Source organism: Flavobacteriales bacterium (genome assembly GCA_016704485.1).
Taxonomy (GTDB): domain Bacteria; phylum Bacteroidota; class Bacteroidia; order Flavobacteriales_F; family PHOS-HE28; genus PHOS-HE28.
The window spans coordinates 279,223-300,347 of sequence record JADJAA010000001.1 but is presented as its reverse complement, the minus strand read 5'-3'; the positions used below and the strand labels follow the sequence as shown (position 1 = coordinate 300,347).

Below are 21,125 nucleotides of genomic sequence, written 5' to 3'. Positions count from 1 at the left end.
AAATGGACATGAAGCGAATTATTAAACGGTCCTCTGCTTTTGTAGGCTTGATCGCAGTACTTTCCAGTATACCTGCTATGGCGGGTAATCCGGATCGCGCAGGTGCAGCAGGAGCCACACAGTTGCTGATCAACCCATGGGCGCGTTCCGCTGGCTGGGGCTTGGCGAATTCCGCATCCATACGAGGCGTAGAAGCCATGTATGGCAATGTCGCAGGACTTGCCATGGTGAACAAGACAGAGGTCCTGTTCACGAACACACGGTGGTTGGAAGGTTCCGGAGTGAAGATCAATAGCATTGGATTAGGCCAGAAGCTGGGTGCCTCAGGTGTACTTGGGCTTACGGCTACCATGATGTCGTTCGGTGAGATCGATGTTCGGACCTACGATTCTCCGGAAGGTGGTCTTGGAACATTCCGACCTACAATGGCCAACATCGGTCTGTCCTATGCGAAGAGCTTCTCCAACAGCATTCATGGAGGGATATTGGTACGGATGGTCAGTGAATCCATCGCGAATGTGCGAACATCAGGAGTTTGCTTCGATGCCGGTATTCATTATGTTACTGGTCCTACGGACAACGTTCATTTTGGTATTGCGCTTAAGAACGTTGGCCCGGCAATGGCCTTTAAAGGTGATGGTCTTGCCGTACAAGGTCTATTGGTGCAAGGCAGCGATCAGTTGACATTGGAACAGCGCTCAGCGGACTTCGAAATTCCTTCTATGCTGAACATCGGTGCGGCGTATGATCTGAACATGGGCGAAATGCATCGTGTATCCTTTGCTGCTACGTTCACCTCCAATTCCTTTACGAAGGACCAAGGGGTGTTCGGGATCGAATATGCATTCAAGAAAATATTCCATCTGCGGGGCGGGTTCCTTTATGAGGAAGGTATTACTAGCGATACGGATCGTACAACGGTATTTACTGGACCAAGTGGTGGGCTTAGCGTCGACTTCCCGTTCGGCGAGGAGAAGAAATCCTCTATCGCATTGGACTACGGTTACCGTACGACCAATCCGTTCTCAGGGGTACATAGCATTGGTATTCGGATCGCGATGTGAGCTCATTTCAAGAAGTAATGAAGAGGACCTCTCGGGGTCCTCTTCTATATTTGTTACCATGGTTCATGCATTTCCGAAACTGCATGAACCCCATCGTGAAAGTCGTTGTATAAAATACGCATAGCACATGAGCACGGCATACTATACGGAAGAAGGCTATAAGAAGCTGTTGGATGAACTGAACCATTTGCGTTCAGTGGAACGGCCGCATCTTAGCCAGCAGATCGCCGATGCAAGAGATAAAGGTGATCTGAGCGAGAACGCGGAGTACCACGCGGCAAAGGAGGATCAAGGCATGTTGGAAGCACGCATCGCGAAAATGGAAGAAGTGGTGGCAAATGCCCGTGTGATCGATCCCGATCAATTGGATACAAGCAAGGCGTTCATTCATACCACTGTAAGGGTGAAACAGTTGGGCAGTGACAAAGAGCGAAGTTTTACGCTGGTCGCGGAAAGTGAAGCGGATATTAAGTTGGGCAAGATCAGCGTAACCTCTCCGATCGGTAAGGGCCTGCTTGGAAAAAGTGTAGGGGAGACTGCGGAAGTTATCACACCGACCGGAGGCACGAAATTCGAAGTGCTGGAAATAACGCGCTGACCATGCCAAGCATTTTTTCGCGGATAATTTCCGGAGAGATCCCTTGTCATAAAGTGGCAGAGGATGATCGGTATTTTGCATTTTTGGATATCAACCCATTACAGGAAGGGCATACACTTGTAGTACCCAAAGTTGAGGTGGATCGATTGTTCGATCTGGACGATGAAATTCTAGCGGGCATGTTGCCGTTCGCCAAAGGAGTAGCACGAAGGATAAGTTCGGTGGTGCCATGCAACCGCGTCGGAGTTGCGGTAATTGGTCTGGAAGTGCCGCATGCACATATTCATTTGATCCCGATCAATAGCGAACGGGATATGGACTTTAGCGCTCCGAAACTGAAATTGACGCAGGACCAGCTAGCAGCGATGGCCGAGCGATTGCGTAACGGGTGATACAGCAAGTAGTGAAATGTGTTCACTTGACCCTATCCGGGTTGTTCCGTAAGAACGAACTCCAATCTTTTGCGCTTCCACGGGAAGATGAACGTCTTCCGATCCCGCTGTTCGCAAAATGGTGGCACACAGCCACCGCGATCGCATCCGTAGCATCGGTACTGGACGGCAGTTCCTTTACGTTCAAAATGTTGTGAAGCATCGCCGCAACTTGTTCCTTACTGGCATTCCCGTTTCCCGTAATGCTTTGTTTCACACGCTTGGGAGCATATTCCACAACGGAGATATCCTTGTTCAATGCTGCCGCGATCGCTACACCTTGCGCGCGTCCGAGTTTCAACATGCTCTGGACATTCTTTCCGAAGAACTGCGCTTCAATTGCAAGCTCGTCCGGGTGATGCGTTGCAATTATCGTGGTAACATGCTTAAAAATAGCGCGTAATTTCAACGTATGGTCATCTCCTACCGTAAAGCGAATGGCACCAGCTTCCAGCAATGCAACCTTGGAATTCTGTACCAGCAAAACCCCGAAACCCATCACCGTGGTGCCGGGGTCTATGCCAAGAATGATGCGTTCCGATGGCCGGGACCTACTTTTGGCTGAAGCAACGTCTTGTTCATAAACGCTATCCGTGGGCCGCACACTACTCATAGTCTTCCGTTGGGGGATCTTTTTGCTTGCCAGTGTGTTCCTATACACACAGCTCTCTGCTGCGAAAGGTACGCAGGCATTAGCTGCGCTCCGCCACTTACGTACGGATGGTATTGCACCATGGGTATTGTTGGTAATGCTCGTGTGCATGGCCGTGAACTGGAGCCTGGAGTCGCACAAATGGCGATGGCTCTTGCGCCCAGTGGAAAGAATAGGGAGCTGGAGGTCGTTGGTGGCAACGATCGCTGGAACCAGTGTTGGTCTTGTTACGCCGAACAGGACAGGTGAATTCTTGGGCCGTGTGCTATTTCTAAAGCCTGAGAATCGCGTAAAAGGCAGTTTCGCCACAGCGCTTGGAAGCATTGCGCAATTCGTTGTTACACTACTAATGGGTGCGCTGGCGCTGGTTGTTCTGCGGATCCTCGATCACCCGTTCCCATGGCCCAATGGGTGGGTAACATGGTTCATCCTAACGCTTACGTTGCTTGTTTCCTTCGGTACGTTGGTGTTGTATCTGCATCCATCGTTACTTCGACAATTACTGCTACTTGTTCCATTCTTGAAACGATTGGAGCGTGCCTCGAGCGTGCTGAACGGATATGCTTGGCCTGAGCTTTTGATCGTTTTTTTTCTGAGCCTAATGCGGTACGTGGTTTTTACGGGACAGTATGTAATGCTACTTGTGGTATTCGGCTCCGGACTCAGTATGATGGATGCCATACTTGCTGTACCGGTGGTCTATTTACTAAGCACATTGGTCCCTACGGTTATGCTTACTGAATTGGGTATTCGTGGCACAGCTGCCGTAGCATTGTTGGCCCCGCTTGGTGGTGCTGAGATATCCGTGTTGCTCGCAACTACAGTGCTTTGGTCCATTAATGTGGTATTACCTGCATTGGTCGGTAGTTTGATATTGCTCGTTGCACGGATACGAACTGAACGGTTACCTGAATGACTGTAGGGTTGATCACGGTTCTACTGGTTTTTATGTGCGCCTTTGCGCAAGCCGCTATATTGGAGGGTTGGCGATCCCGGATCGCGAAACATCCTCTTAAAGTACCCTATGACCCGAGCGCAACAACGGATATGCGCGTAACCATGATCGTACCAGTGCGCAACGGCGCGGCTACGATCATACCCTTGTTACAGGACCTCTACGCGCAACGCTATCCTAAGGAATTGTGCGAGACGATAGTGGTCGATGATGGTAGCACGGATCGCACGGTTGAGCTTGTTCAGGGATTCATGCGAACTTGGTCACAACTACGGTTGATCCAATTGGAGAATGAATATGGTAAGAAAGCAGCCATTGCGAAAGGAGTGGAACTGGCCACCGGAGAATTGATCCTTCTATCGGACGCGGATGTTCGTTGCACGCCAGAAAGGCTGCCCAGTCTGGTTCAGTATCAACTGAAGAACAATGATGCCATGGTGCTGATGCCGGTCCTTACCAATGGGAATAGTTCTGTTCTAGGTCGTTTGCAAAGCGAGGAGCAATGTGCGCTTCAAGCCGCAACAGCGGGCAGTGCGATTGAAGGGGATCCGATATTGGCCAATGGGGCGAATATCGCATTCCTAAAAGAGCGATTCAATCAAGTAGAGGGTTATAAAGAAGACCGCTGGGCCAGTGGGGACGACCTGTTCCTCATGAAAAAATTCAAGAAGGCTCAATTTCCAATTGAGTATTTACTGGATCAAAATGCGGTGGTGAACGTCGAGCCTGAAGCAACTTGGAAAGCATTCCTTCAACAGCGACTGCGCTGGTCCGGTAAAATGCGATCGTACAGCAATTTTTCCGGCATGCTTGCGGGGCTGTTCATCCTGCTCTTCCCATGGGCGTTATTGGCGATCACCTTTCATGTGGTGCGCTATGTCGGTATCGGTGAAAGCCTTTTTTATACAGGTGCTTTGCTCGCTGGCGCTTGGGCGCTCTGGTTGTTCCCGATCCTGAGGTTGACCCAAGAAATGAAAGCCTTCTTCAATAGTACCGAACTGCAACACAATAAGGAGGACCGGTTACCACGAAGATCGTTCTTCAGACCGCTTTTTGCGCTGATCGCATTTACCATATACGCACCGGTCATCGCATTCGCTTCCACTTTCATCCGACCCATGTGGAAAGGAAGAAAAGTTTAAGATCCGTAGGTGTTAAAGCACGATGCTTTAGAAAGGCAGGTCGTCATCGTCACCTCCGATAGGCGGCATATCCGCAGCTGTCGGTGGGGGTGCGGACTGATGGCCACCACCACTTGGTACGGCCGCTCCGGTCCGTTCGATCCGGTTGCCAGCGAGGCTTAAGAAGAATTTTGTTACGCCATCCTTGCCTGTCCATTCGCGGCCGTTGACAAAAGCTGCAACAGTAACTTCTTCTCCTTCCTTGAACCCATCGAGCATACTGCAGCGATCCATCGTGAATTCGATCGGGATCTGCTGACTGCGCTGTCCGCTTGGTTCGGTAAGGATCAATTCACGTTTTTTGAACGTTGCTCCAACTTCTTGAACGTTGCCGATCTGTCTGATGTTTCCGGTAATGGTGACTTGTGCCATGGTGTTATCTTGCGTTGTAAGCGAGAACGGTTCTCCATGCATCCTCCAATTCACCATCAAGAATAAGTTGATGGGCCTGGCTATGCAATGCGGAAAGTAGTTCGCTGGGTTTGTTCTGTAGGTCGATAAATATATCACTTAGCTCCGTGAGCTTGTATTCGTTTACACTGGTTTCATCCGGAACGGAAAGTACAGCGGCCAGTTTTCCAATGTCGTTACCGGTCAGTACATGACTCTCACGCACTTCCTTTGGTAGCGCATCCGCGCCAACACAGATACCGGATGTGGGCTGTGGAAGTTCAAAAAGCGCATCGCCGTGTGCACGGGTATAGAAATGGCCGCCAATGCGTCCGACCAGGTCGATCTTGCGTTGATCGATCCTGCCATTTTCATCAAGGACGCTCTCCGCAACATGGATCATCACTACTTCGCAGATCACCAGATTTCCGGCTCCACCTCCCGTTCCGGTCTCGATCACTTGTTTCACGATACACTCGAACTGCACCGGGCTCTCTTTAACGCGGAACGGTTTTACCTTTTCTGATGCGATCGGTGTGAAACCGGCTTTCTGGAATTCATTCACTCCTTCGGGATATTCCGCACTGGCAACATTGGTCTGCTCCACCATTGAATAACTCACCACATTGATCACTACTTCGGGTACCGCTTTTACGTTATGGTACGTATGCTTCGTAGTGTTGTCCCGGCCCCTTCTTGCTGGGCTGAAGATCAACGTAGGGGGATTGGCACCGAAGCAATTGAAGAAACTGAACGGACTAAGGTTCGGTCGCCCCTCGGCATCTACCGTACTGGCAAATGCAATGGGCCGTGGACCGATCGAGCCTACTAAGAGGCCATGCACCTGTGGAACGGTAAGGGCCGAAGTGTCGAAATGTTTCATCTGATACCGTTACATTATGCACAAGCACCCGAAGATGCGTAGCTATTTTTAATCAGGGCGAATCGAAATGATCGATGCATCTGCCGTACGGCAGACGGAACTATTATTTCGAGGAAGCAACGATGAAAAAGAGCAAGTAGATTGGGGGGTTTTGTATGATGAAATGGTATAATACTGCCCGCAAAGGTAAATGATCGATACAAGGGTGAGGAGGTCTGTTTTTCAAGGATCCACATTTGTGATCGCGGTCCTTTTACATGATCTATTCCCAAGGTGTCCTGCGATCAAAGGATCCATTATCTTTGCACCCCTTATTGCAAAACCACGAACGGACGTGGCGGAATGGTAGACGCGCTGGTCTTAGGAACCAGTACTGTGAGGTGTGGGGGTTCGAGTCCCCCCGTCCGTACAATTAAAGGGCGATGCATGCATCGCCCTTTTTAGCTTTTTAGTAGACGAATTGCGCCAAATAACAGCACTGAACGAAATGAACATTGAACGCGAAGAGACCGGCAACCTCACCGCCACGCTCAAAATGAAGATCCAACCGGAGGATTATCTGCCCGGCGTGGAGAAGGCACTGAAAGAGCAGCGTAAGAACGCCGTATTACCTGGGTTTCGTCCTGGCCAAGTGCCCATGACCATCATCAAGAAGAAAGTCGGTAAGGCTCTTCTTATCGGAGAAGTGGAGCGCTTGATAGATGCCAATTTGAAAGGTTATCTACAGGAGAACTCCTTGCGCGTTCTTGGCCAGCCATTGCCGAAAGCAGAGAATGCAGTAAACAACAATTGGGAAGAACCCGGCGAATTCAATTTCAGTTATGAACTGGGAATGGCACCTTCTTTTGAAGTGAACTTGGACAAATTAGGGGTTGAATACCCGGCTGTCGATGTGGACGAAGTGCTTGTGACGCGTGAGATCACGGACATGCAGCGCCGTTTTGGCAAGGTCGAGGATGCCGAAGTGAGTGAAGACAAGGATATGTTGCTAGGTGATATGATCGAGCTCGATCCAGACGGTTCGATCAAACAAGGAGGGATCCTGAACCGCGCCACCATCAGTTTGGAATTCGTCACGGAGGACGCTGCGCGACAGTCCTTGGTCGGTAAGAAAAAGGATGATGAGATCACTGTGGATCCACATAAAGTGAGCAAGGATCCGGAGGACATGGCACATATGCTCGGCATTAGCGTTGATCAAGCAAATGAAATAGGCGATAGCTTCATGTTCCGAGTTGCCGAAGTGAAACGTATGGCACCCGTTCCGATCGATCAAGCACTATTTGATCGTGTCTACGGCAAGGACGCCGTAAGCGATGAAGCCGGATTTCGAGCAAAGGTCAGTGAAGGTCTGGATCAGATGTTCCGCAGGGATAGCGACCGTTTATTCTTGCGTTTCGCGATGAAGAAGATCCAAGAGCGCACCAATGTTGAACTACCCGATACCTTCTTGAAACGCTGGATCCAAGAAACGAGCAAGACGCCTGTTACATTGGAGGATGTTGAAAAAGGATACACCGATTATGCCAATGGTCTGAAGCGCCAATTGGTGCAGGATCGTGTAATTGAGACATACGGTCTAGAGGCGAAGGGGGAGGAAATGGATGCATTCGCAAAACGCTATGTCAGCGATCAATTCATGCAATACGGCATGCCAGCACCAGAGGGAGAGCAACTCCAGCTAATGGCAGCACGTATGTTGGGTGATCAAGAGCAGATCAACCGTATCCGCGGTACCATCGTTGAGCAGAAGCTGATGGTCCACTTTAAGACCTTATTGGAGCCCACTGAAAAGAAAGTGAGCTTTGATGAGTTCGTAACCTTGGCTCGCACGGTGTAGTTCGCCATTCATAAGCTGCCTTACTTTACCACACAACAAGATCAACCATGTTCCCGAAAGACGAATTCCTAAAATACGCTGTAAAGCATCGTGGCATCAGTAGCACAACGCTGAACGGTTACATCACATCCTCCGTAACACCCTACATCATCGAAGAGCGTCAATTGAACGTTGCACAGATGGATGTGTTCAGCCGATTGATGATGGACCGCATCATATTCCTCGGTACAGGGATCAACGATCAAGTGGCCAACATCATTCAAGCGCAATTGTTGTTCTTGGAAAGTGTTGATGCCAAGAAGGATATTCAGATCTACATGAATTCACCCGGAGGTTCCGTTTATGCAGGCTTGGGTATTTATGATACCATGCAATACATCAATTGTGATGTTGCTACGATCTGTACAGGTATGGCAGCAAGTATGGGCGCCGTGCTATTGTGCGCAGGTGCAAAAGGAAAGCGCAGTGCGTTGAAACATGCCCGCGTTATGATCCACCAACCAATGGGTGGAGCAGAAGGGCAGGCCAGTGATATCGAGATCACGGCACGCGAGATCCAGAAATTGAAGAAAGAGCTTTATGACATCATCGCGGCCCACAGTGGACAAACGTATGAGAAGGTAGAAAAGGACAGCGATCGTGACTATTGGATGAAGGCAGAAGAAGCCAAAGCCTATGGTATGATCGATGAATTGCTCGTAAGGAATCCGAAATAGTTTCGGTGTTACGATCCTCTGTTGATCTACGATGATGCGATCCCGGACCGGTAATTTACGGTCCGGGATCTTCATTTTCCGGAATGCGATCGATCACTGGGATCTGAGAAATTGGCGCTCCGGTATCATTCGCTGTATCTTTGTGGACTCACTTCTGAACTAGGCATTTACTGAGTTAGGAAAGGGTTATGGAAAAGAAAGAGATCAAATGCTCGTTCTGCGGGCGCGATAAGCAGGATACCAACGTGTTGATCGCTGGTATTACCGGGCATATCTGTGATAGTTGCATTACGCAGGCGCAGAACATCATTTCCGAGGAACTAAGTCAACGCACGCGTTCCGAGGTCGAGGGTAATTTGATCCTACAACGCCCTTCCGATATCAAACGGTTCCTGGATGAATACGTTATCGGACAGGACGATGCGAAAAAGGTATTGAGCGTTGCTGTATACAACCACTACAAGCGCATTGTACAAAAACCAGTGAGCACGAATGATGATGTGGAGATCGAAAAGAGCAACATCATCCTAGTAGGTGAAACAGGTAGTGGAAAGACCCTGTTAGCGAAAAGCATTGCCAGAATGTTGAACGTGCCATTCGCAATTGCGGATGCCACGGTATTGACGGAAGCGGGCTATGTAGGTGAGGATGTGGAGAGCATATTGAGCAGACTGTTGCAAGCCGCGGATTACGATGTCAGCAAAGCGGAACGCGGGATCGTCTTCATCGATGAGATCGATAAGATCAGTCGGAAGAGCGATACACCGAGCATAACACGTGATGTGAGTGGTGAAGGTGTGCAGCAGGCCTTGTTGAAATTGTTGGAAGGTAGTACGGTAAGCGTACCTCCACAAGGTGGTCGTAAACACCCGGAGCAGAAATTGATACAAGTGGAGACGAAGAACATTCTCTTCATCTGTGGTGGAGCGTTCGATGGTATCCAGAAGATCATTGCACGCCGGGTAAAGAGCAGTGCGGTCGGATACAGTGCAAGCAAAGAACAGCGCATCAACGATGAACATTTGTTGCAATATGTTTCTCCAACGGATCTGCGCGCCTACGGCTTGATCCCCGAATTGATAGGCAGGTTCCCTGTTCTGACCTATTTGGATCCTTTGGACCGCGATAGCTTGCGTCGGATCCTTACCGAACCGAAGAACGCATTGATCAAACAATACGTCAAGCTCTTTGATATGGATAAGGTTAAATTGAGCTTGGATAAGAAAGTGCTCGATTTCATTGTGGAAAAAGCATTCGATTACAAATTGGGTGCCCGTGGCCTTCGCAGTATTTGTGAAGCCATTCTCACCGACGCTATGTACGAGATGCCTGGAGCAGAAGACCGCCCGGCCGAGTTGCGGATCACGCTGAGCTATGCGCGCGATAAATTCGATCGTTCGCGGTTAAGTGCGCTGAAGGTTGCCTGATCGGTCGTGGTATGTTCAGGCTTTGCATGTGGTCACTGTATTTACTCATGCGTACGAATTACAGTTTGAGGCATTAAATTTGCACCGCAGATCCATACTGCGGACCCAAGACCGTATTTTCCAATTGAAACCTTAAAAAGATGAAGAACCTATTACTCCCGGCGTTGCTATTTGTCATTACGCCAGCATTTGCGCAAGATCTGCCCCAACCAAGTTCCCATGGTGAAGTGGAGCAGATCGTAGGCCTTACAAAGATCGAGGTGGAGTATTCCCGACCAAGTGTAAAAGGAAGAACGATCTTCGGAGGGCTTGTTCCATATGGTCAGGTTTGGCGTACAGGAGCTAACAAGGCAACCCAGTTCGAAACTGATGGCACGATCGAAATTGAAGGCCAAAAGCTTGAAGCGGGGAAGTACTCATTGTTCACGGTACCCCGTGAAGGTGCGTGGGAAGTTATTTTCAATAAGAACACCGAGCTATGGGGAGAAAGTGATCGTAAGCCCGAAGAAGATGTACTTGCAGTTAAGGTCAGGGTCGTGCGAACTGAATTCACCGAGACATTCACCATTGGCTTCGAGAGCGTGATCGATGACGATGCGGTGCTGGAATTACGTTGGGAAAAGACCAAAGCCACAATGAATATCCATGCGGATTCCCAAGAAAAGGCACTGGAGAACATAAAAAAGGCAATAGCCGATCCTGCTGTTGATTATCGTGCTTACGCTAGTAGTGCACGATACTTGGTGGATCATAAGCTGAAGCCTGAGGAAGCACTGAAATATGCTCAGCAGAGTGTTGATCTTGAGAAAAAGTATTGGAATACGCACACCTTGGCACTGGCTTATGCCGAGAATGGCCAGTTCACCAAAGCCGTGGAAACTGCGAATTTGAGCATAGGATTGGCAAAAGAGGCCAAGTCTGATGCGTATGTTGAGAAGAACAATGAACTATTGATCAGTCTAAAAGGGAAAGTGGATACGAATAAGGGTAGCACTTTGAACGCCAAATAGTACTTGGCCGATCGGTTAATAAAAGGCCCTCTCAGGAGGGCTTTTTTGTTGCTGTGTTGTCTATGGTAGCGTCTCGGCTAAGTGATGAGGTAAACTCATTTGTTCAGCATCGCCTTTAGTGGAACCCAATACGTACTATGCCATTTGTGGCGCAATCGAGCGGCCAGTTGAGCTGGGACGCGCTCATGCCGTAAGATCATGCGGGTACCGTTAGCGATCGCCTCTAGGCGTACACTGATCTGTGAATAATGTAGTTCCGGCCAACCGATCTGGTGCGCACGCCAACTTTGCACTATCCGTTTTCCGGGGTCGAGCGCAAGGTTAACACCGTCGATATAGCCGTCCAGGGAGATGAAAGGGTCACCCACCTTTTTTCCGATGCGGGCCTTTTGGTGTGTAAAGCGACTATGCGATCGTGCATTCATCAAAGCGTCATAGACCTTTTCAGGGGAGGCAGCGAACGTAGCACGTTGTCGTATGGTGGTCACTTCCATTATGAATGAGCGTTAGAGCGTTCAATATAATCCGGAAGACAGCAGATCGATACTTTTCTGGATCGCAAGATCGCTTAGCTAAAGGTGATAATGTGTAAAGATCATCCAATAAAGTACAAGGGATAACCGGATCGATCATTGGATGCCTAGGTGCATGGATGTGCAGCTTTCGGGTCTGTTGACCGGAAAGATAAATTGGCAATTAAAAAGGGCCGCCTCTTCCGAGACGGCCCCTTCTCATAAAGGTCAAAGAAATTACTTCAACGTAACACGCTGCACGGTGCTAGCAGTCTCGCTGCTTACACGTACCATGTAGACGCCTTTTGCTACGTTGCTCATGTCGATCGAGGTGGTACCGTTGATGCGCTCAGCGTGAACGATCTCACCGATCACGTTGGTAACTTCGACAGTGTACACACCAGCAACAGCTGCGTTTACAGTGAAGATACCGTTGCTTGGGTTCGGGAATACGGAGATACCGCTCAGTTCCTCCACTTCGTTGATACCAATGGTTATCGGCTCGTTAACAAGGCGGATCGCCAATGCATTACCATTACCATATACTTGGTCACCTGCAATATAGATAAGGCTCACATCACCAGGTTGTGGCACTGTCGCATCATCCATTACGCCCATGTCTTCTGCATTGGCGTTGCTGAACATCTCAACTCCAGCGTAGTAAGCATTCGGAGTAAGTGTGTACGAATTCAAGAATGGCACGCGTACCACACCTGCTGCAACATCAGCGGCGGTCAACACATAAAGATCGCTTTCTGCAAGAAGAATTGTTGTTATGTCTGCATTAACATCTGCTGTATCACGCAGCGCAGCAACAAGCGTGGCTCCTGCAACAGAAGCTGGGGTAAGATCGATCTCCAGACCAAACACCTCCAGGTCATTCGTGATGTCGTATTTGGTAAATGCGATCAGGCCATCTTCGCCACCTACGAAACTTGCAGTTCCCAAGGATGATGTGATCTCGGTTCCAGCAGGGTGGTTACCAAGGTTATCTACTGAGTAGAGGTCATCATTGATCTCGAACGTACGCTGGGTGCCGTCATCAGAAGGATCTTCTTCATCAGCATCGTTATCCGAGGTGACCGCAAAATTAACGGTGTAGATACCTTGCGCCATTGTACCCGGCAGTGGTACGGCCATATTCATGAATGCAGTGTCACCTGGTGCAATGGAAGCGTATGACTCAGAAGTATTGAACGAAGGAGCCATGCTTGGATCGAGAACATCAGCGGTGATGGTCATGTTGGTCTGCGCCATCTGTCCGAAATTGCGAACTTGAGCACCCAGCACGAAATCGCTTCCGAGTTGGCCAGAAGGAATACGTCCATATTCAACACCTTCACTTGCATGAGACAGAACACCAAAGAGGAAGGTGCGCTCGTAATCAGGAACAGAAGACAATGCAAGATCATCAATTGCCCAGAAATACTCCCATCCGCCGTTCCACTCGAACTGTAGGTATACAGTGGCTTGGTTAGCAGCAACAGAGGTGATGTCGACCTCTACCAGATCAGGGTTTCCGGACCAGCGTGTGCAAGGAGGTGCAGCTGCACCGGTTACCAAACATGGGAAAGGGAAAAAGTCCGTCCAGGTCAAAAGGTCAGTACTCACACGCAGCTTCACGAATTCAGAAGCATTGTTCTCGTAAACCCCGATCAAGCTCTCCATAGAGAATAGAACCGAAGCTTGACCAGAACAATCGATCGCTGTTGTTGTAAGCTGTGTATGCTGAGGAACTGCAGGAGCAGCAGCTAAGCCACGATCAGAATTGCACCAGAGGTATCCATTGGACGCCGATGAAGCCATGAAATCGGAAGATGGCAGATAGTTCAGTGCAGCAGCTGCAACATCCGCAGAAACGTTGGACCATACGAACACGGCAAGTTCAGTAGGGGCTGAAGTGTCATCAGTATTCGTCCAATTTGCAGGAATGGAACCGCCTGAGAAATCTTCGGTCCAGAATGGTGTTACACGGTTCTCCCCAGCATTCGGGATCGCCTGTGTGGTGCCATGAGAAGGGACGTAGTCGCCAGCATTGTGTTGCTTGCTGGTATTCAATTGCGTAATCGAATTCTGCGCATATGCACTGCTGCCGATCAACGCAACGGCGAGTGCGGAAATGTAGATCTTTTTCATGTCCTTTTAATGAGGGTACTTTAGAGGGTTGAACCGCAAAGAAACGAAACAGGCCGCTTGGTTCCAAGTAATATTTGCGATCAAAAGAACAGATCTGGCAACCATTCTTGGGAATTCGATCATACTCATGTGTGAGCGTACACCTTGGTCTTTTCCATCGGTACGTCCAAGGATAGCGTCGTTCAATAAGTCTTACAGGTATTCCGGTTCGGTCAAGATGAGTGCAGCTTAAACGTTGAATTCAACGGGAGGATCCGTCCTGGGTGGGATCAGTTGTTGAAATAGGAAGGCCAACGCAACAAGGATAGCCGGAGCGATAAGGTTGTACCATAGGAATCCGATCTCCAAAGGGTCGCTAGTGATCCCATACGTATCCGTTACAGCGAAAAGTTCAAGGGTATCCAATGCGAAATGGATCAATACCAAGGCTTGTGTGATCAAAGCGGCAGCGAATACTGCAGTACCGCCAATGCGCTTTATGAAAAATGCGACCAGGAAGATACCGAGTATTGTTCCGTAGAATAGGGATCCAAGAATGTTAACTGCTTGTATTAGATTCTCGAACAAGTGGAATATGGCAGCGAAAGCCAACGCTAATAAGCCGAATACGATGGTGGCGCGTTTCGTGGCTTTCACTTGTTGGGCATCCGTTCTGTCCCTCTGTACAATATCCACGATGCTGGTAGTGGCAAGTGAGCTAAGCTCTGCACTCGTACTGCTCATGCCCGCACTGAAGATCATGGCCAACAACAAACCAACGATCCCCACGGGCAAAAAATCCATCACGTAACTCACGAAGATGTAATCCTTGTCGTTCGGTTCACGGTCGGGTAATGTTTCTTTTATTTCATCGCGATAGGCACTTCGAAGCTGGCCGTCGTGTGCAAGGTTTTGAGTCAATCGTTCATGTGCGGCATTCTGTGCTTCTGTGTCTTGTTGTCTTCCAGCAGTGATCCATGCGTTCGCGTTCGTTCGGATCGAATCGGTGGTGCTTCTGTGCATGAGTTGCACAGGGTTTAGCGGATAGTCCAGGTATTCTTTTTCACCAACAACCAAAGGTCCGCGCTCTTCATATGCGATGTTGGTCATCGCTTCCACATTGGCAGAGTTCCAGTGGATCGGCGCGGCGTGGAACAGGTAGAAGACATAGACCAACACACCAGTGAGCAGAATAAAGAACTGCATGGGTATCTTCAGGATCGCGTTCATGAACAACCCTTGTCGCGCTTGCTTAATGTCCTTACCACCCAAATACCGTTGCACCTGACTTTGATCCGTGCCGAAGTAAGAGAGTTGCAAAAAGAAACCGCCGATCAGTCCGCTCCACAGGGTGTATTTGGTAGCTGGATCCCAGGACGTGTTCACGATCTCCATTTTTCCCAACGAAGCGGCAAGCGACATGCCTTCAGTGAACGATGCATTGCTGCTGAGATAGTAAATGGTAAAACCGAAAGCCGCGAAAATGCCGAGGAACATCACGGCCATTTGTTGCTTGTGCGTAACTCCTACTGCCTTGGCACCACCGGATGTTGTGTACAGGATCACCAAGCCACCAATGAACACGCATGTCCATGAAAGAGGCCAATGCAGGATCTTACTGAGGATAATGCTTGGTGCATAGATCGTAATTCCGGCAGCCAAACCGCGTTGGAACAAGAACAGACCGGCAGTTAATAATCGAGTGCGATTATCGAATCGCTTGCCAATGAACTCATACGCCGTGTACACGTTCATCTTGTAGTACAGCGGAATGAACACATAGCCGATCACGATCATCGCCAACGGTAACCCGAAATAGAACTGGATGAATCCCATGCCATCCAAGAACCCTTGCCCTGGCGTGCTCAAGAACGTAATTGCCGATGCTTGCGTAGCCATCACGCTAAGGCCAACCGCCCACCAACGGTTATCACTACCACCGCGCAAATAATTTTCGCTTGTGGCATCCTTGCGTGTTTTCCACACACCATAGCCCACGATGAAGCCGAGCGTGCCGAAGAGGATGAGCCAGTCGAGCCAATGCACTGCCTAATGGAATTTAGAATGAAGAATGGAGAATGTAGAATGATCAACTAGGGCCTCGGCTGGTTTTGGGGACCTTAGAGCCGCATTTAGATCTATCGTCTGGAAAAACTGTTTCATTTCATTCGAACAAAGCCAAAGGAATGGAGAATGATCAACGCGCCCTGTCCAAACAGCAGTGTGTCCCAGTGGAGAAGCAGTTCCAAGTTCTTCAATCTAAATTCTACATTCCCAAAGGGCCGGTTCATTTTTTGATCTTGTTTCGTTCTGCGGTCTTTACACTAGCTGCGAAAATGGCGACGAGTTCAACGCATTCATTCAAAAGCGATGCATTTTCTTTCCGGGACCCATCCATCAGCTTTGCCTTGAACTGTACGCGGATATTATTCCGAGATTCTCGTAATTCCTTTAAGGCTATTCGCATTTTGTGAATGAAATCGGCTTGTGATTCGGCGCCTTGAACTTCACCATAGTGCAATGCGGGCGCAGTACCGCTTCTCAAAAGCTGTCGCCCCATATGTCTGCCGGCTTCAGATCTTGGCATTCGGTCAACATAAATAAGGATTGCCGCACTGAAATTCACGCATCGTTCATCCAGATCGTATTTCCGTTCCATAGGGCTCACGTGCTCAAAGTTCCAAGTTCTACATTCTTCATTCTAAATTCTTCATTTTCTTTGAGACCATTCCCAAGTGGTTGACTTGGAACAAGCAGGCGCTTAATTCAAAGTTCTCCATTCTTCATTCTAAATTCTTCATTTTCTTTGAGACCATTCCCAAGTGGTTGACTTGGAACAAGCAGGCGCTACATTCAAAATTCTCCATTCTTCATTCTAAATTCTCCATTTTCTTTGAGACCATTCCCAAGTGGTTGACTTGGAACAAGCAGGCGCTACATTCAAAGTTCTCCATTCTTCATTCTAAATTCTCCATTCCTTATTTCTCTGTCCTACGAGAAATAAGGTTCGCCCAAAGCCGATAAGCGCCCGCAACTCCCGCCGGCAGCTCCCTGAAAAAACTGATCCCCGTATAAACGTATCGTCCTTTACCATAGTCGCAGGTGATCAACGCGCCATCTACCGGATCTTCGCCGGGATCATTCCAGCTGATGAGTGCTGTATATTTCGGATCGCGTTCACCAACAAAATAGAGTCCCCGTTCCTGCACCCAGCCATCGAAGTCGGCAAGTGTGATCTTGTTCGGGGTGTTCAGCAACGGAAGTTTTGGATCCAGGAAAATTGGTGGCGCTTCTTCAACTGTAACCCGGTTGCGCGAAAGCTTGAAAGGATAGGGGCCGATCAGCGAATCCGGCAAGATCATATCGCGGCTCATCGTATTGTACTGGGCCACCACGGTGCCACCATTCTCCACGAACTTCATCAGCGTGGGATTGAATTGCGCCATTGCTTTCTCGGTGTTGTATGCGCGAATGCCGACCACGATCGCGTCATATTTCGAAATGCTCTCCAAGGTGGCGGTTGAAGGATCGATCATATCCACAGTAACACCGAGCCGTTCGATCGCTTGTGGCACATCGTCTCCAGCGCCTTTGATATAGCCCACGCGTTTCGCATTCACCTTCACATCCAGCGGGATCAACTTCACTTCGGCGGGGGTGTAGTACACCTGCGGCATAATGTGCGGGTAGTCGATCTCATGAAGTGTGCGATCCGCCTTACCCTTGGGACCACTGAACTCGAATTGCGCAACGCCTCCTTGCGAAAGCTCGCCAGGCATAAGTTGGAATGTGAATGTTTGCCGTTCGTTACGGTTTGCGATGTTCACACGCTTCAGGTCCTTGGTGGTGCTCCAACCTTCGGGCAGTGTAACGTTGAGTTGGCCGGTGAGGCTATCGGTTAGCGATTTCACTTCCACCTCGATGATCTGTGTGCCGCCTGTTGCAACAAGGATCTCGGTCTTGGGAATGATGGCTGCGACGGGTGTTATGTAGACCGGGCGGATGCGTTCGCCGTCTACGCGGTCGACCCATTTATGGAATGCGGACAACCTAATCCAGCTTCGTGGTTCACTTTCGTCAATAGTGGCCGAGAAGGATGCGTTCAGCGAGGACTCTAGTATTGGTTGAATTCCTTCGGCCGTAGTTGAATATAGAGCGCCCACTTTCGCCTTCGTCAACCAATACGGTTCATCAACCTCTTCAGGACTTGGCGCCTTGAAATTTAGCATAGTTGTCTGGTCTCCAGTTGAGTTCATGATATTCTTCATCCATGGCCAACTAGCTACATTGATTGAATATTTCAGGGAAAGTGAACCGCGCCTAACGACAACGATATCCAATGGGACAGAATCATTCGAGCTGTATGTTGGTTGGTTTGATAGGAATTCGAATGAAACTCCATTGAGGTCCCGTAAAGTATTGAGTGCGAGATTTCTACGAGCATTGAGGATGGACCACATCGCTGAGTGTTTCGTCATGACCATCAGTTCTTGAATGGCACTTTGCGCACCCGAGATATGCTTGCTCACCTTCTCCGGCTTTTCCGGATTGAATTCCATGATTGCGTCGGACAATACCGAGCTAACGTATGCGCCTCCATCAACCCGCCCCCACGTCATATCGATCCCCTCGAAAATATCATCACCCTTCGGCCGGTCGCCTTTTTCGAAATGCAAGTATTCAAGCTGCTCGCCGATCGTTTCAGCGGCACCAAACCCTTGGCTCTTGTGCATGCTTCTGCTGCGCCCGGCGATCTCAGTGTAGCTCAGGCCCAGCAGCGGGTCGTAGCCACCTACATCCACACTGAACCAATCCTTGTCAGTCTTCACGATATCCGCAAGATCCTTCCGCCACCATGTGCTGCCGTTATGGAAGAGGCGGCGCGGCTGCCATACTTCAAGACCTTCCTTCAGTTGTTCAGGAAAAGCCTTCGGGTCACCGGCCAGATCGAACGCCTCGTGCGCGAGGATGGCACTTGCGGTATGGTGCCCATGTGTGCCTCCGGGAATATGCGAAAAACGGGTGATGATAATGTCTGGACGGAACTGTCGTATCACGCGCACCACATCGCTCAGAACTTCCTGCTTACCCCATTTCTCAAAACTTTCATCGGCGCTTTTGCTGTAGCCGAAGTCCACCGCGCGGGTGAAGAACTGTTCGCCGCCATCGATGCGCCGTGCTTCCATCAGCTCTTGCGTGCGAATGATGCCGAGCGCATCACCGAGTTCCGGGCCGATCAGGTTCTGGCCGCCATCACCGCGGGTAAGACTCAGATTGCCAGTGCGCACTTTCTTGCCATTGGCTAACCATGCGATCAGTTTGGTGTTCTCATCATCCGGATGTGCTACGATGTAGAGCACACTGCCAAGCACTTGCAGCTTCTGCATCTTGTGCAGGATCTCGGCAGCGTTGGGTTGTGCGGGCGGGCGTTGAGCGAAAAGTGAAGCTACGAGGATAGTCGCGAATGCGAACGCGCTGCTGCGCGGATAATTGAAGTGCATTCGGCGAAGTTAGGATGTGTAATTCGCTACTGGTCAATTGCTTTTAGCTACAGGCAACTCGGGTTACTCCTAATACGCGACCAAGCCGATGATGCAACATGTTCGATCCCATCGAATATTATGGAAGGAAGTTCGCGTAGGAGCGAAAAAAGGAGAAGTACCGTTACTTCAAATACGCTCAGGGGTCCTGCGTTCGAGTTGCAAACAAGAATGATGATCCTGCAACGCAGAGGCTGGTCCCCGGACTATCGCTTCACGCTCTCCGGGGTGACTGATCTGAAGATTTGTTGATCGCGTGGTTGGAAAAAATCGTTTTGGTCCAAAAGAAGATCGGCTCGTTCATGGGCGTATTGAAAGCATGAACATTCAATACACCCATGAACAATAAATAGCCAGCAGCTAATAGCCAATGGCCAGCAGCCAGCAGCAAATAGCGGGCTATTACCTCAACCGATCGTAACCGTATAGGTCTGCCCGTTGACGGTAACTGTAAACGTTCCGTCACACGTACCACTTCCCCAATCGATACCAACCACGGGTCTTCCCACCGGTGTGACCTGTACAGTGCCTTGTGTGATGTAAGGACAACCCACTTGAACACGCAATGCGTTGGTGATCGCAAGTGAATAGGCAACGCCATTCCGGTTCACACCACTTCCGTTCCCGGTGATCAAATACACATCATCCAGGATCTGTGCTGTGGTAGATCCTTCGATCCAGGTGCGCGTCCGTTGAGCTTGGTGGGTAGAAGTCCAGGATCCATCATCAGCAGTCAGGGTGCCGTTCACTACAACACTGAAAGCAAGATGCCCTGCTGTGTTGGGGCCTAGATTGGTTACGGTTTTGGAACCTTGTACAAAGATGTTATTCACATGGTAATTATCAGGCGTAATGGTGATCACCGTTCCTTGGTCGCGGTAGTGACCGGTATAACTGACCTGGACCCGACCACGGCGCAACCTACCATTTGGGGCTGTGCAATTCACGGAACCAAAATCGAGTGTGATCGTGCGCGGCGTTGAGGTTGTGTCGAACGTAACCGTTGGTGCGCATTCATCACGTAGACCGTTCTCGTCAACGGCATTGTCAACCTGTAAGAGCATATCATTGAAGACATCCTCGGCACGTGAGTTATCACTGGCACTTGTGTAGTCCAAGTCAGGTTCGGGGTCTTTTTCTCTACGGCAAGAGGTGAGCAGTAGGGTGGCGGCTGCCAAGACAGCGATCGAAGTTCGTAGGAGCATTTTGAGGAGGTTTGGTGGGTTTTGACGCACGATCGGTCCAAAAGGTTTAACTGAGCCGCTCCAATACAACGAAACTAAAGCTGATTTCGTGCCTTTCATCGGAAGAATGGAATTCGCGCAGCGTTTCTTTCCAGTTATTTTTATCGATATCCGGAAAGTGGGTATCGCCTTCAACAGTGGCATGAACCTCAGTGATATACAATTTATCGATCAGGACGTTCGTCATGGCCTCAGCATAGATCTGGCCCCCTCCAATTATGAATACCTCGACCTCATCAGCCCTCTTAGCGAGTTCGAGACCTGCTTTGAGTGAATGCACTACAATAGCCCCTTCGGCCGTGTAATTCTTATTGCGTGTAACAACAATGTTCACACGATCCTTCAACGGACGGTATTTCGCAGGAATGGTTTCGTAATTCTTGCGCCCGGTGATGATATGATGCCCGCGCGTTGTCCGCTGGAAGAACTGCATATCATCCGGCAAATGCCACGGCAGATCGCTATCACGCCCGATGATACCGTTATCCGAAACGGCTGCAATTGCTGAGATGATCATGTTTTCGTGTGCGTATTGTCAAAAATGCGGCAGGTGTAATCGTTCACCGT

Annotated in this window: 20 protein-coding genes and 1 tRNA gene; 11 read left to right on the top strand and 10 right to left on the bottom strand. The window is 49.5% G+C overall.

Going from position 1 to position 21,125, the window contains the following annotated elements:
• Positions 1 to 8: 8 nt before the first annotated feature.
• The 3 genes from IPF95_01335 (at position 9) to IPF95_01325 (ending at position 2,054) form a co-directional block, all read left to right on the top strand.
• Positions 9 to 1,064 carry a PorV/PorQ family protein gene (locus IPF95_01335; protein ID MBK6473336.1) on the top strand — a complete coding sequence of 352 codons (1,056 nt, stop codon included), beginning with the start codon at positions 9 to 11 and terminating at the stop codon, positions 1,062 to 1,064.
• A gap of 127 nt (positions 1,065 to 1,191) precedes the next feature.
• Positions 1,192 to 1,662, top strand: a complete 471-nt coding sequence (gene greA, locus IPF95_01330) for a transcription elongation factor GreA (protein ID MBK6473335.1) — start codon at positions 1,192 to 1,194, stop codon at positions 1,660 to 1,662.
• Positions 1,663 to 1,664: 2 nt separating this feature from the next.
• Positions 1,665 to 2,054 (top strand): HIT family protein, encoded by a 390-nt coding sequence (locus IPF95_01325; GenBank protein ID MBK6473334.1) that lies wholly within the window; start codon positions 1,665 to 1,667, stop codon positions 2,052 to 2,054.
• 22 nt (positions 2,055 to 2,076) lie between these two features.
• On the opposite strand, the gene ruvC is transcribed toward IPF95_01325, so the two are convergent.
• The gene (ruvC, locus tag IPF95_01320; GenBank protein ID MBK6473333.1) at positions 2,077 to 2,706 is read right to left on the bottom strand and encodes a crossover junction endodeoxyribonuclease RuvC; all 630 of its coding nucleotides are present in this window, start codon (positions 2,704 to 2,706) and stop codon (positions 2,077 to 2,079) included.
• On the opposite strand from ruvC, the gene IPF95_01315 reads away from it, so the two are divergent.
• Together IPF95_01315 and IPF95_01310 are read left to right on the top strand one after the other, a co-directional pair.
• Positions 2,687 to 3,661, top strand: coding sequence for a flippase-like domain-containing protein (locus IPF95_01315; GenBank protein MBK6473332.1), 975 nt, complete (start codon positions 2,687 to 2,689; stop codon positions 3,659 to 3,661). The genes ruvC and IPF95_01315 overlap by 20 nt on opposite strands.
• The gene (locus tag IPF95_01310) at positions 3,658 to 4,842 is read left to right on the top strand and encodes a glycosyltransferase (GenBank protein MBK6473331.1); all 1,185 of its coding nucleotides are present in this window, start codon (positions 3,658 to 3,660) and stop codon (positions 4,840 to 4,842) included. The genes IPF95_01315 and IPF95_01310 overlap by 4 nt, the downstream gene beginning before the upstream one ends.
• 27 nt (positions 4,843 to 4,869) lie before the next feature.
• Here IPF95_01310 and IPF95_01305 read toward each other — a convergent pair whose 3' ends face one another.
• Both IPF95_01305 and IPF95_01300 read right to left on the bottom strand, forming a co-directional pair.
• Positions 4,870 to 5,253: a DUF3127 domain-containing protein gene (locus tag IPF95_01305; protein ID MBK6473330.1), complete on the bottom strand. Its 384-nt coding sequence runs from the start codon at positions 5,251 to 5,253 to the stop codon at positions 4,870 to 4,872.
• Positions 5,254 to 5,257: 4 nt separating this feature from the next.
• The gene (locus IPF95_01300; GenBank protein ID MBK6473329.1) at positions 5,258 to 6,154 is read right to left on the bottom strand and encodes a flavin reductase family protein; all 897 of its coding nucleotides are present in this window, start codon (positions 6,152 to 6,154) and stop codon (positions 5,258 to 5,260) included.
• 328 nt (positions 6,155 to 6,482) lie between these two features.
• Between IPF95_01300 and IPF95_01295 the strand changes: the two genes are divergently transcribed.
• The 5 genes from IPF95_01295 to IPF95_01275 all read left to right on the top strand — a co-directional run bounded on the left by IPF95_01295 (position 6,483) and on the right by IPF95_01275 (position 11,147).
• Positions 6,483 to 6,563 (top strand) — tRNA-Leu (locus IPF95_01295).
• A 78-nt stretch (positions 6,564 to 6,641) separates the two neighbouring features.
• The gene (locus tag IPF95_01290; GenBank protein MBK6473328.1) at positions 6,642 to 7,994 is read left to right on the top strand and encodes a hypothetical protein; all 1,353 of its coding nucleotides are present in this window, start codon (positions 6,642 to 6,644) and stop codon (positions 7,992 to 7,994) included.
• Positions 7,995 to 8,041: 47 nt separating this feature from the next.
• A complete protein-coding gene (gene clpP, locus IPF95_01285; protein MBK6473327.1) occupies positions 8,042 to 8,710 on the top strand; it encodes an ATP-dependent Clp endopeptidase proteolytic subunit ClpP in 669 nt (222 codons plus the stop codon).
• A 188-nt stretch (positions 8,711 to 8,898) separates the two neighbouring features.
• The gene (clpX, locus tag IPF95_01280; protein ID MBK6473326.1) at positions 8,899 to 10,137 is read left to right on the top strand and encodes an ATP-dependent Clp protease ATP-binding subunit ClpX; all 1,239 of its coding nucleotides are present in this window, start codon (positions 8,899 to 8,901) and stop codon (positions 10,135 to 10,137) included.
• A 140-nt stretch (positions 10,138 to 10,277) separates the two neighbouring features.
• On the top strand, positions 10,278 to 11,147 hold the full coding sequence (locus IPF95_01275; GenBank protein ID MBK6473325.1) for a DUF2911 domain-containing protein: 870 nt from the start codon (positions 10,278 to 10,280) through the stop codon (positions 11,145 to 11,147).
• Positions 11,148 to 11,242: 95 nt separating this feature from the next.
• Here IPF95_01275 and IPF95_01270 read toward each other — a convergent pair whose 3' ends face one another.
• The 5 genes from IPF95_01270 to IPF95_01250 all read right to left on the bottom strand — a co-directional run bounded on the left by IPF95_01270 (position 11,243) and on the right by IPF95_01250 (position 19,275).
• The gene (locus IPF95_01270) at positions 11,243 to 11,641 is read right to left on the bottom strand and encodes an SRPBCC domain-containing protein (protein ID MBK6473324.1); all 399 of its coding nucleotides are present in this window, start codon (positions 11,639 to 11,641) and stop codon (positions 11,243 to 11,245) included.
• A gap of 255 nt (positions 11,642 to 11,896) precedes the next feature.
• Positions 11,897 to 13,795, bottom strand: coding sequence for a T9SS type A sorting domain-containing protein (locus IPF95_01265; GenBank protein MBK6473323.1), 1,899 nt, complete (start codon positions 13,793 to 13,795; stop codon positions 11,897 to 11,899).
• A 228-nt stretch (positions 13,796 to 14,023) separates the two neighbouring features.
• Entirely contained in the window at positions 14,024 to 15,820 is a 1,797-nt protein-coding gene (locus tag IPF95_01260; GenBank protein MBK6473322.1) for a sodium:solute symporter, read from the bottom strand.
• A gap of 241 nt (positions 15,821 to 16,061) precedes the next feature.
• Positions 16,062 to 16,433 (bottom strand): four helix bundle protein, encoded by a 372-nt coding sequence (locus IPF95_01255; GenBank protein MBK6473321.1) that lies wholly within the window; start codon positions 16,431 to 16,433, stop codon positions 16,062 to 16,064.
• A gap of 319 nt (positions 16,434 to 16,752) precedes the next feature.
• Positions 16,753 to 19,275, bottom strand: coding sequence for a PIG-L family deacetylase (locus IPF95_01250; GenBank protein MBK6473320.1), 2,523 nt, complete (start codon positions 19,273 to 19,275; stop codon positions 16,753 to 16,755).
• On the opposite strand from IPF95_01250, the gene IPF95_01245 reads away from it, so the two are divergent.
• The gene (locus tag IPF95_01245) at positions 19,270 to 19,566 is read left to right on the top strand and encodes a four helix bundle protein (protein ID MBK6473319.1); all 297 of its coding nucleotides are present in this window, start codon (positions 19,270 to 19,272) and stop codon (positions 19,564 to 19,566) included. The two genes, IPF95_01250 and IPF95_01245, sit on opposite strands and share 6 nt — an antisense overlap.
• Before the next feature lie 155 nt (positions 19,567 to 19,721).
• Here the strand turns inward: IPF95_01245 and IPF95_01240 are convergent, their stop codons facing one another.
• Both IPF95_01240 and IPF95_01235 read right to left on the bottom strand, forming a co-directional pair.
• Positions 19,722 to 20,519 (bottom strand): hypothetical protein, encoded by a 798-nt coding sequence (locus IPF95_01240; GenBank protein MBK6473318.1) that lies wholly within the window; start codon positions 20,517 to 20,519, stop codon positions 19,722 to 19,724.
• Positions 20,520 to 20,565: 46 nt separating this feature from the next.
• Positions 20,566 to 21,075, bottom strand: coding sequence for a dihydrofolate reductase (locus IPF95_01235; GenBank protein MBK6473317.1), 510 nt, complete (start codon positions 21,073 to 21,075; stop codon positions 20,566 to 20,568).
• Positions 21,076 to 21,125 lie beyond the last annotated feature (50 nt).